This is a genomic window from Streptomyces cacaoi, assembly GCF_006539165.1.
GTDB lineage: Bacteria > Actinomycetota > Actinomycetes > Streptomycetales > Streptomycetaceae > Streptomyces > Streptomyces cacaoi.
This window is the reverse complement of record NZ_BJMM01000001.1, coordinates 49,046-65,017: the sequence shown is the minus strand read 5'-3', so window position 1 is coordinate 65,017 and position 15,972 is coordinate 49,046. Positions and strand designations below refer to the sequence as shown.

Here is a 15,972-nt window from a genome sequence, read left to right as displayed (position 1 = left end):
CGCATGCCGCCGAAGATCGACATCGATGCTTACGCCAAGGGTGTACTGGACGGCTCGCGCGCCCCGATCGCCCGCGCCATCACCCTCGTCGAGTCCCGCCGGGAGGATCACCGGGAGCTGGCCCAGGAGTTGCTGACGCGGCTGCTGCCGTATGCCGGCGGGGCACGCCGGATCGGGATCAGCGGGGTGCCGGGTGTCGGCAAGTCGACGTTCATCGACGCGCTGGGCACCCTGCTGACGGGCCGGGGGCACCGCGTCGCGGTGCTCGCCGTCGACCCGTCGTCCACCCGTACCGGCGGCTCCATCCTGGGCGACAAGACCCGGATGGAGCGGCTGTCCGCCGACCCGAACGCCTTCGTGCGGCCCTCCCCCACCGCCGGAACCCTGGGCGGCGTGGCGAAGGCCACCCGGGAGACGATGATCCTGATGGAGGCCGCCGGGTACGACGTGGTGCTGGTGGAGACGGTCGGCGTCGGCCAGTCGGAGGCCACGGTCGCGCAGATGGTCGACTCGTTCCTGCTGCTGACCCTGGCCCGCACCGGCGACCAGTTGCAGGGGATCAAGAAGGGCGTGCTGGAGCTGGCGGACGTCGTCGCCGTCAACAAGGCGGACGGCCCGCACGAGCGGGACGCACGTTCGGCGGCCCGCGAACTGGCGGGCGCCCTGCGGCTGATGCGGCCTCCCGCACCGAAGCCGCCCCGGGGCGCCCCGCCGGGCACGGGCGAGCCGGCCGGTACCTGGAACCCGCCGGTCCTCACCTGTAGCGGCCGGGACGGCACGGGCCTGGAGGAGCTCTGGGACCGGCTGGAGCGGCACCGCGCCGCACAGGAGTCGACGGGCGAGCTGGCCGCCAGACGCCGGGACCAGCAGGTCGAGTGGGTCTGGTCGATGGTCCACGACGAGCTGCTGGGCCGGCTGCACCGGCACCCGGAGGTCCGGCGGCTGACGCCGCTGCTGGAGGAGCACGTCAGGGAGGGCACGCTGACCGCGACCCTGGCCGCCCAGCGCCTCGTCGAGGCGTTCGGCACCGCACCGCCCGGCACCGCACCGCCCGACGGCGCGCAGGCCGAGCCGGACACCGGCCGCGGGCAGGACGGCGACGACGGGCACGACGGGCACGACGGGAGACGCGAGAAGGGCGCCTGACCCCGGGCCCCGGCCACCGCCCCGGCTCCGGCCCCGGCGGATCCCCGCCGATCGCCGGGCCGGGGCGCGGCGCACGAGGCGGCAGGTGAGAGGCGGGACGCCGGCGCGGTCGGCGCCTCGTCCTCCCGTCAGGGTGCGCCCCGCCTACGGCATCATCCGCAGCCCGTCCCGCGCGGCGCCCCGGCTCAGCACGGCCTTCCGGATGGTGCGGTAGGCGTGCTCGCGCTCGGCGTTCCCCGCGGCCCGGCTGCCCTTCGCCGCGAGGTTGACGAGGGTGTGCCGGGGCGAGGTCTCCATCAGGAACGGGGTGAACCCGGCCCTGGTGACCCGCCAGGCCCCGCCGCCGGTGCCGTTCCGCTTCGCGTCGCCGCCGCCCCGCTCGTCCGGCGGTTCGAACCGGAAGCGGGCCGCCGAGCCCATCGTGCCGCGCGGGTCGTTCATCTTTCCGGCGATCTGGTCGCCCATGCCGTAGACGACCCACGTCCCGTTCACCTTCTCGTACGCCTGCGGCACGTGCGCGTGGGTGCCCAGGATGAGGTCGATGTCCCGGCGTCCGCCGGAGCGTGCGGCGGTGAGCTTCTTGGCGACCGACCGCTGGAGGGCGTCCGGCTCCTGCTGCCATTCGGTTCCCCAGTGCATGCTGACGACCACGACGTCGGCACCCGCCCGGCGCGCGGCCCGGGCGTCCGCGATGATGCGGCGCGGCTCGATGAGGTTGACCAGCCACGGCTTGTCCTTGGGCACAGGGATGCCGTTGGTGCCGTAGGTGTAGGCGAGCTGTGCGACCTTCGCGCCGCCTGCCCGGAGCATGACGGGTGCGGCGGCCTCCTTCGGGTTGCGTGCCGAGCCCACGTGCCGGAGCCCGGCGGCGCCCATCGCCTTCAAGGTCCGGCCGACGCCCTTGCTGCCCGCGTCGAGGGTGTGGTTGGACGCGGTCGAACAGGAGTCGTATCCGGCCTTCTTGACGGAGGCGGCGAGGTGCGGGGGCGTCTCGAAGAGCGGGTAGCCGGAGAAGGGCCCGCCGTCCGGCCCGTACACGGTCTCCATATGACAGATCGCCAGGTCGGCGCCCGAGGCCATGGGCTTCGCCGCGGAGATCATCCGGCCGAACTCGTAGCCCGAGCCGCCCGCGTCGGCCTTGGCCTGCCGGATGATCGAGTCGTGCACGAGCAGGTCGCCGGTGGCCACGAGGGTGAAGCCGTGCCGGGCCTGCTGCTGCTCCTGCCGCACCGCGCCGCTCCCCTCCCGGCCCGCCTCGGCGTGGCCCCCGGTGCCCGCGCCGGGAGCGGACCGGCCGGACTCGCCGCACCCGGCCAGTCCGCCGAGCGCGGTCGCGGCGGCCACCAGGGCCGCGGCGTATCGGAGGCGCCGCGTGGTGCGGTGGCACGTAACGGCTTTGCTACAGGGTTTGCTGACGGTGGGTCTGCTCATGGGCTCTCCCGGGTCGCTCGACATTGGTGCGATAAACGCACCGCAGAGCCACCGTCGCCGCTGCCGCCCGGCACGGCCCCGGGAACCCGGCCATCCGGCCCAGCAGGTGCACTCGCGGGGCCGGTGCCGGGGGGCGGCGCCCGCGCGGCGGCGGGCAACGTACGTGCGTCCGGGGGCGGTCGGGCGCCGGGAGGGAACCACCGGAGGGCCTGTTAGCTTCTACAGATAAGTAGAAACGCATCTCTCCTACGGAACGGGGGGCTCCCATGGGCATCATCAGCTGGATCATCCTCGGCCTGCTGGCCGGCGCCATAGCCAAGGTCATCCTGCCGGGGCGCGATCCCGGCGGCCTCATCGGTACGACGCTGATCGGGGTCGCGGGGTCGTTCATCGGCGGCTGGCTCTCCGCCACGTTCTTCGACCGCCCGGTGGAGCGGCAGTTCTTCGACCTGACCACCTGGGGCGTCGCGATCGCCGGCGCGCTCGTCCTGCTCATCGTCTACCGGCTGCTGTTCGGCAACTCCCGGCGCTGAGCCGGCGGCCGGGCCGGCGGCCGCCCACCCGCGGCGCGGTGCCGGCCCGGGCCCCACGCGGGCCCCGCGGAGGACGCCCCCGCGGCGCAGGGGACGGGGGAAGCCCGCCGGGGCGGCGGGGGCGTGAATCCGTCGCGGGCGGCGGGAAAATCCCCGGTATTCGACACGGGCCGCAACCGGAGGTTTGATCCGGGGATGCTCGCCCCACCGGGGAATCCGTCCCGCCACGGCCCCTCGTCCGGCATATTCCCCCGGTCTTCACCGGGCCGGACGGAATTCCGCGCCTGCATTTTCCGGAGGCAGGAAACCGGGTCGGCCGGAATCTTTCGCTCCGTCAAACGGCCGGATCCAGCAGGGGAATACCGGCGTGAATGATCTTTCCTTGGCCGTGCCGCAGCCGAATGGTGATGTCGCTCGCCAGGTGGCGCACGATGGGCCAGCCGAAACCCCCCTGTTCCGCCTCGTCGAGAGAGCCCGGCGCGCGTTCCGCCGGAAGCGCGGAACTCGGATCGGCGACCTCGACGGTGACGGTTCCGTGCGCGGCGCCCAGCCGGAATTCCGTGACACCCTGCGCGTGCCGCAGCGCGTTGGTGACCAGCTCGGACACCACCAGCAGCACCGACTCGGCGGACTCCGCCGGCGGAGGCGGGGACAGGGAGGACAGAAAAGCCCTGGTGATCCGGCGGGCCTGGCCGCTGCTGTGAAGACCTTGTGTCCGAGTGGTGACCAACGGGGGACGCCCGTTGTCGCGCAGAGCCATTACCTGATCCATGTCCTTCTCCCGTCTTCGTAAGGTGAATTGCCGCGGGAGCGGATCCGAAGCGCACGCCTCGCTGAGACGTTCACCACACCAATCCCGTGGCCGGGCCCACGAATCGGGGGCTTTCTGTGGGCGATGGTGACGGCTCGCGACACCGCACCGTCCGTCGGGCGACTCCCGGGTGGCACGCCCGAACGGATGTGGTCTCAGTTACCCGGCCGTTTCCCCTTCATGCCTCTTCGGGGCCCGCCGGTATTTCACGCAGGAAACGTCGGCACCGGAGGAAGGGGACGCGTACATGCCGAAGTACCGGCCGGTCCGGAACGGGAGGCGATGGCCGGTTCCCCCGGGAGGGTTTGGGATACTCGGGCTGTCACCTGCCACCCGGGTGGGCGACGGATCACCGGCAGCGCGTCGGGGGACGGAGGAGGAGTGAGGTCGCGGGAAGACGACCGGCTGGCCATCACCCCGCTCGCTGTCAAGGACGAGTGTGCGGTGCTGCGGTTCAGCGGCGAGCTGGACCGGGCATCGGAGGAGTTCTATCTCGACCGGATCGGCGCCGTGGTGGCGTCGGGCTACCGCTATCTCGTCCTGGACGTGACGGCGCTGGTCTTCTGCGACTCCCGGGGGCTCAACTGCCTGCTCGCGCTGCGCTGGCTGCTGCACCGCCGCGAGGGACGGCTGATGCTGGCCTGCGTGGGGCGCCGCCTGGCCTCCGTCCTCGCGCTGACGGGCAGCACGGAGGTGCTGCCCGTCCACACCAGCGTCAGCGAGGCCCTGCGCTCCCTGCCCGCCGAGCAGCGCCCCGACTGGCCGCCCACCGGCGAGACCCATCCCGGCATTCCGCTGCACAGCCCCGAGCCGCTGGAGACCTCCTGGCAGCGGGAGGACAACCCGCACCTGCCGCCGGGCCGGGACCGCTGACCTTCCGCCGCCGGGCCCTGCCCCGGCCGGTGCGGTGCGCGCGCCCGTCCGGTCCCGGTACGGCCACGACGGCGTCCGGAACCTGCCGATCTGTCAACTCCGGTGCCATCATGGTGAGTTATGACGCAGGGGGAGCGTGGGGAACACCGTACGATCCGGGTCGCCCTGGATCAGGAGACGGTCGCCGACAGCGATGTCGAGGCCCTGAAGAGATGGCTGGAGCGTGAACCGGGGCTGGAGCCGCTGACCCGGGGCGACGCCGGTGAGCAGCGGCTGCGGATCGAGGTGCGCCCGGCCGCCGGTGCGCCCGGCACCGCGATGGGCGCCGGCTCCGAGATCGTGATCGTCCTTCTCACGCTGGCGGCGCAGCCCGCGGTCAACGACCTGTACGGCAAGGTCGTGGACGGCGTCCGCGCCTGGCGGGCGAACCGCAGATCGGTCGAGCCCGGCGAGCCGCCCGAGGTCACCGTCGACCCGCCTCCGCACGACGCCGACGACACCGAACAGGACGGGGCCGCACGAGCCGACGGCGAGGAGTAGTCCGGTGGCGCCGTACGACCCCAGGGGACGCAGGAACCGGGCCCTGCTCGTGGGCGTCCCCCGGTACGACAACCACGCGGGCGATGTCGAGGGCGGTGTCCCCGGCAATCTCCTGGCCGTCCGGCACAATCTCGCGCAGCTCCGTCAGGCCCTGGCCGGCGGCAACGTCTTCACCGCCGCGCAGATCTGCGACTTCCGGCCGCACGGTGTGGACGATCTCGGCGAGCAGCTCGACGACGCGGCCCGGTCGGCCGAGGGGCTGCTGCTGTTCTACTTCGCGGGGCACGGCGCCGTGCCCAACAGCGGCGACGAGCTGTGGCTCCAGACGCCGCCGGCGCGGACCATCCCCGGCGCCGGCTCGGTCTTCCCCGGAGCCCTCTCCTTCAGCCATGTGCTGGGGGTGCTGTCCACCTCCCGGGCCGAGCACATCGTGATCGTCCTCGACTGCTGTTTCGCGGGCAACGCCGCCCTGGTGCTGGAAGCGCACGAGCGCAACCAGCGGTTCTCGCTGCTCGCGGGCGTCCAGGCCAACCACCGTGTCGACGCGGGCGGGCCGGACTCGCCGACCCCGTTCACCCGCGAACTCGTCGACGTGCTCACCCACGGGGTGCGGGACGCCCACGGCCCCTCCCCCGGCGCCGAGGTGTCGTTCCGGACGCTGGCGGCGGAGCTGTCGCAGCGCATGCCGCGCCGGCACACCACCCTGCGCAAGGCCCCGTGGGAGCCGCGGACCTGGCTGGGCACCCCGGACCGCGACGTCCTGTTGGCCACCGACCGGCCGCTGCCACCGGCCGCCGGCCGGGCGCCCGCCGACGCGCGGCCCGGCCGCCGGTTCCGGGGAGCGGTGGCGGTGTGGCCGGGCAGGCTGTGGCGGCGTGCCAGGGGGCTGCCGCGCGGTCTCGCGGCGCGGGCGGGGCGGCGGACGCCGCGGTACACCGCCGTCCTGCTCACCGGGGCCGCCGTCGTCGCCGCGCTGGCCGTCGGTGCCGGGCTGCTGCTGGCGCGCACCGGCGAGGCGGGCGCCTGCTCCCCGCCGCTGGAGCTGCGGGTGCTCACCGACCCCGATCTGGAGCCGACCGTCCGCAGGGCGGCGGACGCGTTCCTGACCTCGGACGGCAACCTCACCGACGCGGGGTGCCGGCGCAGCGGCATCTCGGTGCACGCGGCGAAGGCGAGCGACACCGTGCGGGCCTTCGGCGAGATGTCCCGCGCCTGGCAGGAGCCGTCCGGCCGGGACGACTTCGATCCGCAGCGCGACGTCGGCCCGCAGCCCGATGTGTGGATCCCCGGGTCGGCCGCCGACGTCGACCGCGCCCGTCGCGGCACGGCGCCGCAGGCCGCCTCCTTCGGCCGGGTCTCCGAGCCGCTCGCCCGCTCGCCGGTGGTGCTCGCGTTCCCCGAGGACCGGGCACCGGCGCCGGAGCGGCGGACCGGGCCGCTGGCCCAGCTTCTGGAGGCCCCGCCGGCGGACGGCGGCACCTCGGAGCGGACGGAGGTGCGCAGGCCCGACCCGGAGTTCACCGACGCCGCGCTGCTCGCCACGGTCGCGCTGTACGGCGGGGGCGCGGACGGCGGGAGCGGGGAGCCCCCGGCGCGTGCCGAGCGCCGGATCGCCCAGCCGGGGCCGCCGTCCCGGACCGGGCGCGCGCTGATGTGCGCGCTGCCGCAGGACGGCGGTGCCGACGCGCGCACCGCCGTGCTGGTCCCCGAGCATCTGCTGCGTACGGCGACGGACTGCTCGGCCACCACACGGGAGCGGCGCGTGGCCGCCTACCCGGACGATGTGCCGGCCCTCGCCCCGGTCCTCGTCCCGGTCCACTGGGACCACGCGGACCGGGACCGCGCGGAGCGCGACGCCGCGATCCGCCGCTTCGAGGACTGGTTCACCGGCCGGGGCGGCGCGCGGGTCCTGCGCCAGGACGGCTTCCGGCCGCCGCCGGGCGGGGACCGGGACGGCGGCCGGGCCCCGGCGCCCGGAACGCTCCGGCGGCCCGTGCCGCCGTCGGCCTCGCCGGACGCCGCCGCGCTGGACACCGCGCTGCGCGGCTACCGGAGCGCCAACGGGCCCGGCCGGGTGCTGTATCTGCTGGACTCCTCCGGGTCGATGGGCGATCTGTGGGAGGGCCCCGGCGGCGCGCCGGGCATCCTCAAGCAGTCGCTCTCCGCCCTCGGTACCAAGGACAGGTTCGGCGTGTGGGCCGTCTCCACCGCTCCCGGCGGCGACCGCCCGTACCGCGAGCTGCTGTCGTTCGGCAGCCACACCAGGGCCGAGGGCGCCGAAGCGCTGGACCGGGCCCGGGTCACCGACCACGAGGCGGAGCCCGACCGCGCGCTGGAGGCAGCGGTGCGGGAGCTGGCCGACCGCGGCCGGGACGACGACCATCCGCAGGCCGTCGTGTATCTGACGGACGGTGAGGACAACGGGCGGCTGACCGACGACGCACGGCTGCGCGGTCTGGAGCAGGCCGTCGAGGACGAGGGCGTACCCCTCGTCGTGGCGACGCTCGACCAGACCGGCTGCGCCCCCGGGGAGCCGGACGCGCGCCTGGCCGCGGCCGGGGGCGGGCGCTGCCTGGACCCGGGCGGCAGCACGGATCTGGCCGCGCGGCTGCGCGACGAGGTGGCCCGTACGGGTTCGGGGGAGACGGGATGAGACGACCGGGGCGACGGGGGACGGCGGGGGGACGGCGATGAGAGGACGGGGACGGGGACCGGTACACGGACGAGGGCGGGGCTCCCGTCGGCGGGGCGCCCGCACCGGTCCCGGCCGCGTGGCGTGCGTCCTGCTGCCGGCCCTGCTCACGCTGCTCACCGCGGCCTGCACGGCGGACGGCCGGTCCGGCGGCGGCGCGAGCGGCGCGCCGGGTGCGGCGACGCCGGGCGAGATCGTGATCGCCAGCGGCCGGGACGTCACGGGCAAGGGCGGCATCCGCCAGCAGCTCATCGGCGCGTGGAACGAGCGCCAGGAGGAGCGGCGGACGGGCTGGACGGCCCGGCTCGTCGAACTGCCCGGCGCTGCCGACCAGCAGCGCAGCCAGCTGCTCGGCGCGCTCCAGTCCGGCAGCGCCGAGTACGACGTGGTGAACCTCGACGTGACCTGGGTACCGGAGTTCGCCGCCGCCGGGGTGATCCGTCCGCTGGCGAAGGAACTGCTGGACCGGGACATGATCGACGCCGTCGCCCGCACCGGACGCTGGAAGGACGACGTCGTCGCCGTCCCCTTCAACAGCGATGTCGGGCTGCTGTACTACCGCAAGGACTATCTGGCGAAGGCCGGCGTGAAGGACCCCGATCTCGGCGGCACGGTGCGCACCTGGGACCGCCTCAGGTCGCTCGTGCGCACGGTGGACACGGCCGACGGTCTGCCGGACTCCTACACGAAAGGGTGGACGACACAGCTCGCGCCCTACGAGGGCCGGACCGTCAACGCCGTCGAAGCCTTCGCCTCCGTCGGCGCCGGCGGCCTCGTCGACGCGGAGGGCCGCTACGCCTCCGACCCCGACCGGATCGAGGACGGGCTCGGCGAGCTGAAGGACCGCACCGACGGGGCCTACACGCTCGCGGACGCCACCAGCTCCTACGAGGCCGACACACTCAACGACTTCGAGGCCGGCCGCACCGCCTTCCTGCGCCACTGGCCGTACGCCTACCGCACGCTGCACCAGGCGCTGCCCGCCTCCCGGCTGGGTGTCGCGCCGCTGCCCGGCAAGGCGGTGCTCGGCGGCCAGAACCTCGCCGTCAGCAGCGACTCGCCGCGCGCGGGCGCCGCCGCCGACCTCATCCGCTTCCTCACCGACAAGGTCAGCGAGCGCTGTCTGCTGGACGCCGGGTTCGCCGCCACACGCCGCTCGGCCTACACGGACGCGAACATCGAGTGCGGCGCCCGCGCGCCCCGGTCGCACCCGGACCCGAGCACGCGCGCCGGCACGGGCACGCGGGCGGGCGCGGACGCGGGCAAGGACGACGACGCCGGGCGGGGCGCCGGCAAGGGCGGCGGCGGGTCGCCGGGGGCGCGGGGCGAGCGGACCAGCCGGATGCCGCTCGACGGGGACGGCCGTCCGGCGTACGCGGCCCGGACGCTGCTGCCCGCGCTGGAACACGCGGTCCAGCGCCCCCGCACGCCGCTGTACGGCGCCTTCACCGGCACGTTCGCGGCCCGGCTCGGACCGCTGTTCGGGGACGGCAGCGAGGAACCGGGCAGCGCGGCGGCCGGGGGCAGCAGCGCGTGCCGCCGCCCGGCCACCGATGCGGCGCTCGCCGTCTGCCTCGACAGGGCCCTGCGCGAGGCGCTGCCCCCGGGAGGCTGACGGTCCGGGGAGCGTCCGGCCCCGAGGCGGAGGGGCGGCCCGTGCAGCAGAGCGAAGCGCGGGCCCCGGGCCGGTGTCGGCTCGCACGGTGAACCGGTGCCGGGTCAAGGTGGGCTGGTGGCAGCAGCAGTTCCGGACCCCAGCTCGCCGGGCGGTCAGCCCCGGACCCTCTCCACCCGCGCCTTCCTGCTGTGGGTCGTCGGCCTGACCGTGCTGGTCCTCCTGCCCAGCCTGGTGGCGGGCTCGGAGGTCCGGCTGATCGGGCTGCTGATCTTTCTGCCGGCGATCGGCGCGGGCGTCGGCACCGTCCGGCAGACGGTGGCCGCCTCGGTGTGGGCGACCGCCGGCGCCCTCGTCTCGCTGGGCCGGGATCCGCAGCACGACATCGAGGGCATCCTCCTGGTGCTCCTCACCGTCGTCTTCGGTGTGCTGGCGGTGTACGGCTGCCGCTGGCGGCTGATGCACGAGCGGGAACTGATCCGGCTGCGTTCGACCGCGGCCGTCATCCAGCAGCACATCCTGCACCCGCTGCCGGAGCTGACGAGCCGGATCGTCGTGGACGGCGTCTACGAGCCGGTGCACGAGGACAAGTTGTTCGGCGGGGACATCTACGACGCCGCCGACACCGCGTACGGCACCCGCGTCCTCATCGGGGACGTCCAGGGCAAGGGCCTGTCGGCGGTGGGCATCGCGATCGCCGTGCTGGGTGCCTTCCGCGAGGCGGCGCACCGTCAGCCCACGCTGTCCGGGCTGGCGGACGCGCTGGAGACCTCGGTCCTGCGCTACAACGCCTACGCCCGGCATTCCGGCGAGCCGGAACGCTTCGTCACCGCGCTGATCATCTGTGTCGACGACGAGGGCGACGACCGGGCGCAGGCGGTCAACTGCGGTCATCTGCTGCCGTGGCGGGTGGGCGCGCCCGACGGCCCCCAGAAGGTGTACCTGGGCGACGCACACGTCCCGCTGGGCCTGGCCTCGCTGGTCGAGGAGGAGCGCGCGGCCTTCTGGTTCGACTTCCCCGAGGAGGCGACCCTGCTGCTGTACACCGACGGGCTGAGCGAGGCACGCGGCACGGACGGCGTGTTCTATCCGCTGGCGGAGCGGCTGGCCGCCCTCACCTCGGAGGCGTGCCCCTCCCCCGGCCGACTGGCCCGCGAGCTGCGAGACGACGTACGGACCTACACCCACGCGGAACCGCAGGACGACATCGCCATCCTGACCCTCCGCAGGGTCCCGCCCGAGGAGGCCGCCGCCCCGGCACCCGCCCCCGGCGACGTCCTGCCCGAGGGCCTGCCCCACCTCGTGGACGGAGCGGAGGAGACGGGCGGGGCGGACGGCACGCAGGAGACGACGGACATGCGGGAGACGCAGGAAACGCGGGAGGCACGGGGGCCGGAGAAGGGCGCGGACGAGGGGTCGGACGCCGGGGGCGGCGGAACCGGTCGGGAGGGGCGCTGATGCCGGGCGCCCGCTCCGGCTCGGAGGAGCCGCGGCACCACGAAAGCGGCCCCGGCCCCGAGGTCCGTACCGGGACCCCGCTGTCCGCGCTCACCGTCGCCAACGTGCGCGACCTGGGCGGCATCCCGCTCGTCCACGCCGGTGCGGACCGGGTCGTCGCCCCGGGCCTCCTGCTGCGCTCCGGCGCCCTGGACCGCTTCGACCCCGCGGGCGACACCGGCATCACCGGGCTCGGCATCCGTACGGTCGTCGATCTGCGCACGGACGAGGAGCGCGGCGCGGCACCGGACGTGCTGCCTCGGGGCGCCGGGCTCGTCACGGCCGATGTGCTCGGCGCGGCCCGGCGCAGCGCACCGGCCCGCCTGGGAAGTCTGCTGGCCGACCCGGCGGCGGCGGGGCGGGAGCTGGGCGGCGGCCGGGTCGAGGAGGTCTTCGCCGCCGCGTACCGGGAGATGGTGCTCTCGCCCGGGGCCTGCGCCGCCTACCGCACCCTGGTCGAGGCGGCGGCCGACGAACGGCGGCGCCCGCTGCTGTTCCACTGTTCGGCGGGGAAGGACCGCACCGGCTGGGGCGCCACGGTCGTCCTGCTGCTGCTCGGCGCCGACCGGGCGACGGCGCGCGCCGCCCATCTCGCCGTCAACCCGGCCGTGCGGGCCGCCTTCGCCCCGTACGTCTCCGCTTTCACCGCGCGCGGCGGCGATCCGCGCATCGCCGCGGCGGTCACGGAGGTGCTGCCCGGCTATCTGGCCGCGGCGCTGGACGCCGTCGACACGGAGTGGGGCGGCTTCGACCGTTATGTGACGCGCGGCCTCGGTCTCGATCGGCGGACCGTCGACCGGCTGCGCACCGCGCTGGTCGCCCCGGCGCCCTGACGGACCCGCCCCGGTCGGGACGCCGGCCCCGCCTCCCGCCACGCTCTCGGGATGCGCTCCCGCTGCCGCTCGCCCGCGCCCAACGCGCCCAACGGGCGGCGCTGTTCGCGCCCGCACGGCACAATACACGTACGGTGCACGCCTCTTGACGGTTCGTCGTCCGCATGGCCAGGCTTACTGCTCGGTACAGCTACCGGCCGGTCGGTACCCCCCTGTCCACCGCTACGAGACCGTGAGGTGCCTCATGCCCGGCTCCAGATCCGTGCGCACCGGCTCCGCCTCTCTTCGTCCCTCCCCCGCCCGCCGCTCCCGGGGCCGGCTGCGCCTCGCGGTGCGGGCCGGGGCGACCGGGGTCGCCGCCGGGGCGCTCGCCTGCGGCTCTGTGACCTCGGCGGTAGCCGCCGCGCAGCCGGACGGTGCGCGCTCCGCGCCGCAGCACGGTGCCGCCGTCGGCTACGCCCACTACGTCGCCCTCGGCGACTCCTACGCCTCCGGCGCCGGTATCCCGGAGCAGACGGACCAGAACTGCGCACGCTCCGACCGGAATTACCCGTCGCTCGTCGCGGCACAGCTCGCGCCCGGCTCCTTCACCGATGTCACCTGCGGCGGGGCCACCACCGAGAACATGACGGGACCGCAGGGCACGGCGCCGCCGCAGTTCGACGCCCTCACCGAGGACACGGACCTGGTGAGCGTGACCATCGGCGGCAACGACATCGGGTTCGGCGGCATCGTCGCCCGCTGTGTGGTGCTCGGCGCCCTCGTGCCCAACGGGTCGCCCTGCAAGGCGAGTTACTCGCTCGGCGGCGAGGACGAGCTGGCCGCCCGCATCCAGGAGAAGGCCGCCCGGATCGACGAGGTGCTGCGCGGCATCCACGAACGCTCCCCGGACGCCCGCGTGGTGGTCGTCGGCTACCCGGATCTGCTGCCGGACGACGGGACCAACTGCCCGGAGACGATCCCGATGGCCAAGGGCGACACCCCCTGGCTGCGGGACACCGAGAAGCGGCTCAACGGCATGCTGGCCGAGCGGGCGGCGGCGGGCGGCGCCGAGTACCTGGACACCTACGGGCCCACCGTCGGCCACGACATGTGCAAGCCGCAGGGCACCCGGTGGATCGAGCCGCTCCAGGCGGTGGACGCGGCCGGCGTCCACCCCAACGCGCTCGGCCACGAGGCGATGGCCGGCGCGCTGCTGGGCGCGGTCAGCACCCCCGCGCGCCGCTGACCGGACCGGCGGCGTGCCGTCGGTCCGCACGGCCGTGCGCCCGCCCGCCCGGCGGGCGCACCCGCGCGGCTCATCCGGCCGGCAGGATCCTGCGCAGGGCCGGGTCCGGGTGCCAGGAGCGGGTCCACTCCCGCGGGTAGCCCACCGAGACCTCGTGGAAGGGCACCCCGTCGTGCCAGGTCGTCCGGGGGATGTGCAGATGGCCGTAGACGACGGCCGCCGCCGAGTACCGCACGTGCCAGTCCGCGCTGAGCGTCGTCCCGCACCACTGCGCGAACTCCGGGTAGCGCAGGATCCGGGTGTCGTCGCGCACCAGCGGCCAGTGGTTGACCAGGATCGTGCGACTGCCCTGCGGCAGCCGGGCGAGCTTCTCCTGGCTGACCCGTACCCGCTCCCGGCACCAGTCGTCCCGGGTGGCGAACGGGTCCGGGTGCAGCAGCACTTCGTCCGTGCACACCACGCCCGTCTCGTAGGCGTACTCCAGCGCCTCCTTCTTCGAGAAGGTGCCCTCGGGCCGGAACGAGTAGTCGTAGAGCAGGAAGAGCGGCGCGACGGTCACCGGTCCGCCCGCGCCCTCCCAGACGGGGAACGGGTCCTCGGGCGTCACCACCCCCGCCTCCCGGCACACGGCGACGAGATGCCGGTACCGCTCCTCGCCGCGCAGCTGGTTCGGATCGCCCTTGGGCGTCCACAGTTCGTGGTTGCCCGGCACCCAGATCACCCGGGCGAACCGGGCGGCCAGCAGGCGCAGGGCCCAGGCGATCTCGTCGGCCGTCTCCGAGACGTCACCCGCGACGATCAGCCAGTCCTCGGGCGTACGGGGTCTGATGCTCTCCAGGAACTCCTTGTTCTGGTCGTAGACGATGTGCAGATCGCTGACGGCGTACAGGCCGGGCCCGCCGTCGTCCTGGTCTCGGGGCGCTGAGTCATCGGCGTGCATCGTGTCAGTATCCCGGCCGGTCCGCCGGTACGTGGCGCGGGGGCGAACTCCCCGGTCCCGCGCGGTTCTTCCGGGCCGTGCGGCGGAACGCGGTGTGCTCGCGACGGGGTTCGGCACCGCGGGTTCAGCGCAGGGCGCCGACGAGGAGCGTGCCGCCGATGACGGCCATCGTCGCGGCGATCAGCCCGTCCAGCACCCGCCAGGCGCCCGGGCGCGCGAAGAAGCCGCTCAGCAGCCGGGCCCCGTATCCGAGCGCGCAGAACCACACGAGGCTGCCGAGCGCGGCGCCCACCCCGAACGTCCAGCGTGCCTGGCCGTGTCCGGCGGCGACGGAGCCGAGCAGCAGCACGGTGTCCAGGTACACATGCGGGTTGAGCCAGGTCAGCGCGAGGCAGGTGAGCACGGCCCGGCGCCGGGAGACGGCCGCGCCGCCCTCGGCGGTCAGCGACGAGGGGCGCACGGCGCGCCGCGCGGCCAGGGCGGCGTAGCCGAGCAGAAAGGCCCCGCCCGCCAGGCCGACGACCGTCAGCATCGGCGGCCACGCGGTGACCACCGCTCCCATCCCGGTGACCCCGGCCGCGATGAGCACCGCGTCGGACACGGTGCACAGCGCCACCACGGGCAGGACCGCCTCGCGGCGGATGCCCTGGCGCAGGACGAAGGCGTTCTGCGAGCCGATGGCGACGATGAGCGAGAGTCCGGTGCCGAATCCGGCGGCGGCCGAGGCCAGTGCTGTTCCCATACCGGCGACGCTAAGGAGCGGAACAGGCTGAGTACAGTTAAAGATTCTCATGCTGCTTAAGCTCTGCTGAACTCCGTGGGCGGATAGCCTGGCACGATGAGCATGCCGGAGCTTCCCCTCGACCAGGTCCGCACCCTGCTCGCGGTCGTGGACGAGGGCACCTTCGACGCTGCGGCCGCCGCGCTGCACGTCACGCCGTCCGCCGTCAGCCAGCGCGTCAAGGCCCTCGAACAGCGCACCGGCCGGGTCCTGTTGACGCGTACGAAGCCGGTGCGCCCGACCGAGTCCGGGCAGGTGATGGTGCGCCTCGCCCGCCAGACGGCCCGGCTGGAGCGGGACGCGCGGGCCGAACTCGGCGCGGGCGACCCCGCCGAGCCCGCCCCGCTGCCGGTCGCGGTGAACGCCGACTCGCTCGCCACCTGGTTCCTCGACGCGCTGACCCGGGTGCCCGAAGAGCTGCACATCTGCTTCGAGTTGCACCGCGAGGACGAGTTCCACACCCTGACGCTGCTCCGCGAGGGCGCGGTCATGGCCGCCGTGACGTCCTCGTCGCAGCCGGTCGCCGGCTGCTCCGTCCGCCGCCTCGGCCGGCTGCGCTATCTGCCCGCCGCCGCCCCCGCGTTCGTCGAGCGGCATCTGGCCGGCCGGCCCGGCACCCCGCTGCGCCGGCTGCTGCCGGACGCGCCCGTCGTCTGCTTCGACCGCCGCGACAGCCTCCAGGACCGGTTCGTACGACGGCTGACCGGCGGCCGGCGCGGCGCGAGCCGGCTGCGGCACCACGTCCCCACCTCGGAGGGGTTCGTGGACGCGGTCACCGCCGGCATGGGCTGGGGCCTCGTACCCGAACCGCAGGCGCTGCCCCGGCTGGCGGCCGGCACGCTGACGGCACTGGACGCGGACCGGACCATCGACGTACCGCTGTTCTGGCAGCAGTGGAAGCTGGACTCCCCCGCCCTGGCGGCGACCGCCGACGCGGTCGTGGCGGCGGCGGGCGAGGCGCTGGTGCAGCACCCTCGACGTCCCACGGCCGACGACTGACGGCCGACGGCTGACGGCTGACGGCCGACGGCCGACGGCGCTGACGGCCGACG

The 15,972-nt window shown here is 74.8% G+C and carries 14 protein-coding genes; 10 read left to right on the top strand and 4 right to left on the bottom strand.

All coding sequences use genetic code 11. The features are described 5' to 3' along the window. Positions 1-3 precede the first annotated feature (3 nt). Positions 4-1,146 carry a methylmalonyl Co-A mutase-associated GTPase MeaB gene (gene meaB, locus SCA03_RS00265; RefSeq protein ID WP_078874968.1) on the top strand — a complete coding sequence of 381 codons (1,143 nt, stop codon included), beginning with the start codon at positions 4-6 and terminating at the stop codon, positions 1,144-1,146. 144 nt (positions 1,147-1,290) lie between these two features. Here meaB and SCA03_RS00260 read toward each other — a convergent pair whose 3' ends face one another. Beyond that, positions 1,291-2,577, bottom strand: coding sequence for a CapA family protein (locus SCA03_RS00260; protein WP_086814355.1), 1,287 nt, complete (start codon positions 2,575-2,577; stop codon positions 1,291-1,293). A gap of 266 nt (positions 2,578-2,843) precedes the next feature. Between SCA03_RS00260 and SCA03_RS00255 the strand changes: the two genes are divergently transcribed. Then, the gene (locus SCA03_RS00255; RefSeq protein WP_030890309.1) at positions 2,844-3,110 is read left to right on the top strand and encodes a GlsB/YeaQ/YmgE family stress response membrane protein; all 267 of its coding nucleotides are present in this window, start codon (positions 2,844-2,846) and stop codon (positions 3,108-3,110) included. A 334-nt stretch (positions 3,111-3,444) separates the two neighbouring features. Here the strand turns inward: SCA03_RS00255 and SCA03_RS00250 are convergent, their stop codons facing one another. Next, positions 3,445-3,882, bottom strand: coding sequence for an ATP-binding protein (locus tag SCA03_RS00250; RefSeq protein ID WP_030890306.1), 438 nt, complete (start codon positions 3,880-3,882; stop codon positions 3,445-3,447). 420 nt (positions 3,883-4,302) lie between these two features. Between SCA03_RS00250 and SCA03_RS00245 the strand changes: the two genes are divergently transcribed. The 7 genes from SCA03_RS00245 to SCA03_RS00215 all read left to right on the top strand — a co-directional run bounded on the left by SCA03_RS00245 (position 4,303) and on the right by SCA03_RS00215 (position 13,199). Then, positions 4,303-4,794, top strand: coding sequence for an STAS domain-containing protein (locus tag SCA03_RS00245; protein WP_030890303.1), 492 nt, complete (start codon positions 4,303-4,305; stop codon positions 4,792-4,794). Positions 4,795-4,914: 120 nt separating this feature from the next. After that, the gene (locus SCA03_RS00240; RefSeq protein WP_086818309.1) at positions 4,915-5,334 is read left to right on the top strand and encodes a hypothetical protein; all 420 of its coding nucleotides are present in this window, start codon (positions 4,915-4,917) and stop codon (positions 5,332-5,334) included. Positions 5,335-5,338: 4 nt separating this feature from the next. Next, a complete protein-coding gene (locus SCA03_RS00235) occupies positions 5,339-7,987 on the top strand; it encodes a vWA domain-containing protein (RefSeq protein WP_141275146.1) in 2,649 nt (882 codons plus the stop codon). A gap of 118 nt (positions 7,988-8,105) precedes the next feature. Further along, entirely contained in the window at positions 8,106-9,641 is a 1,536-nt protein-coding gene (locus SCA03_RS00230) for an extracellular solute-binding protein (RefSeq protein WP_230988417.1), read from the top strand. A gap of 117 nt (positions 9,642-9,758) precedes the next feature. Further along, entirely contained in the window at positions 9,759-11,099 is a 1,341-nt protein-coding gene (locus SCA03_RS00225) for a PP2C family protein-serine/threonine phosphatase (protein ID WP_230988416.1), read from the top strand. Next, entirely contained in the window at positions 11,099-11,971 is an 873-nt protein-coding gene (locus SCA03_RS00220; protein ID WP_086817535.1) for a tyrosine-protein phosphatase, read from the top strand. Before SCA03_RS00225 ends, SCA03_RS00220 begins: the two co-directional genes overlap by 1 nt. 244 nt (positions 11,972-12,215) lie before the next feature. Then, positions 12,216-13,199 (top strand): SGNH/GDSL hydrolase family protein, encoded by a 984-nt coding sequence (locus tag SCA03_RS00215; protein WP_078874971.1) that lies wholly within the window; start codon positions 12,216-12,218, stop codon positions 13,197-13,199. Between the two features lie 70 nt (positions 13,200-13,269). Here SCA03_RS00215 and SCA03_RS00210 read toward each other — a convergent pair whose 3' ends face one another. Continuing rightward, positions 13,270-14,139: a metallophosphoesterase family protein gene (locus SCA03_RS00210; protein WP_030890283.1), complete on the bottom strand. Its 870-nt coding sequence runs from the start codon at positions 14,137-14,139 to the stop codon at positions 13,270-13,272. Positions 14,140-14,263: 124 nt separating this feature from the next. Continuing rightward, positions 14,264-14,881 carry a LysE/ArgO family amino acid transporter gene (locus SCA03_RS00205; RefSeq protein ID WP_086817533.1) on the bottom strand — a complete coding sequence of 206 codons (618 nt, stop codon included), beginning with the start codon at positions 14,879-14,881 and terminating at the stop codon, positions 14,264-14,266. Positions 14,882-14,983: 102 nt separating this feature from the next. Here SCA03_RS00205 and SCA03_RS00200 point away from each other — a divergent pair, with 102 nt between their 5' ends. Next, complete coding sequence (locus SCA03_RS00200) at positions 14,984-15,919, top strand: LysR family transcriptional regulator ArgP (RefSeq protein ID WP_086817539.1); 936 nt, start codon at positions 14,984-14,986, stop codon at positions 15,917-15,919. Positions 15,920-15,972 lie beyond the last annotated feature (53 nt).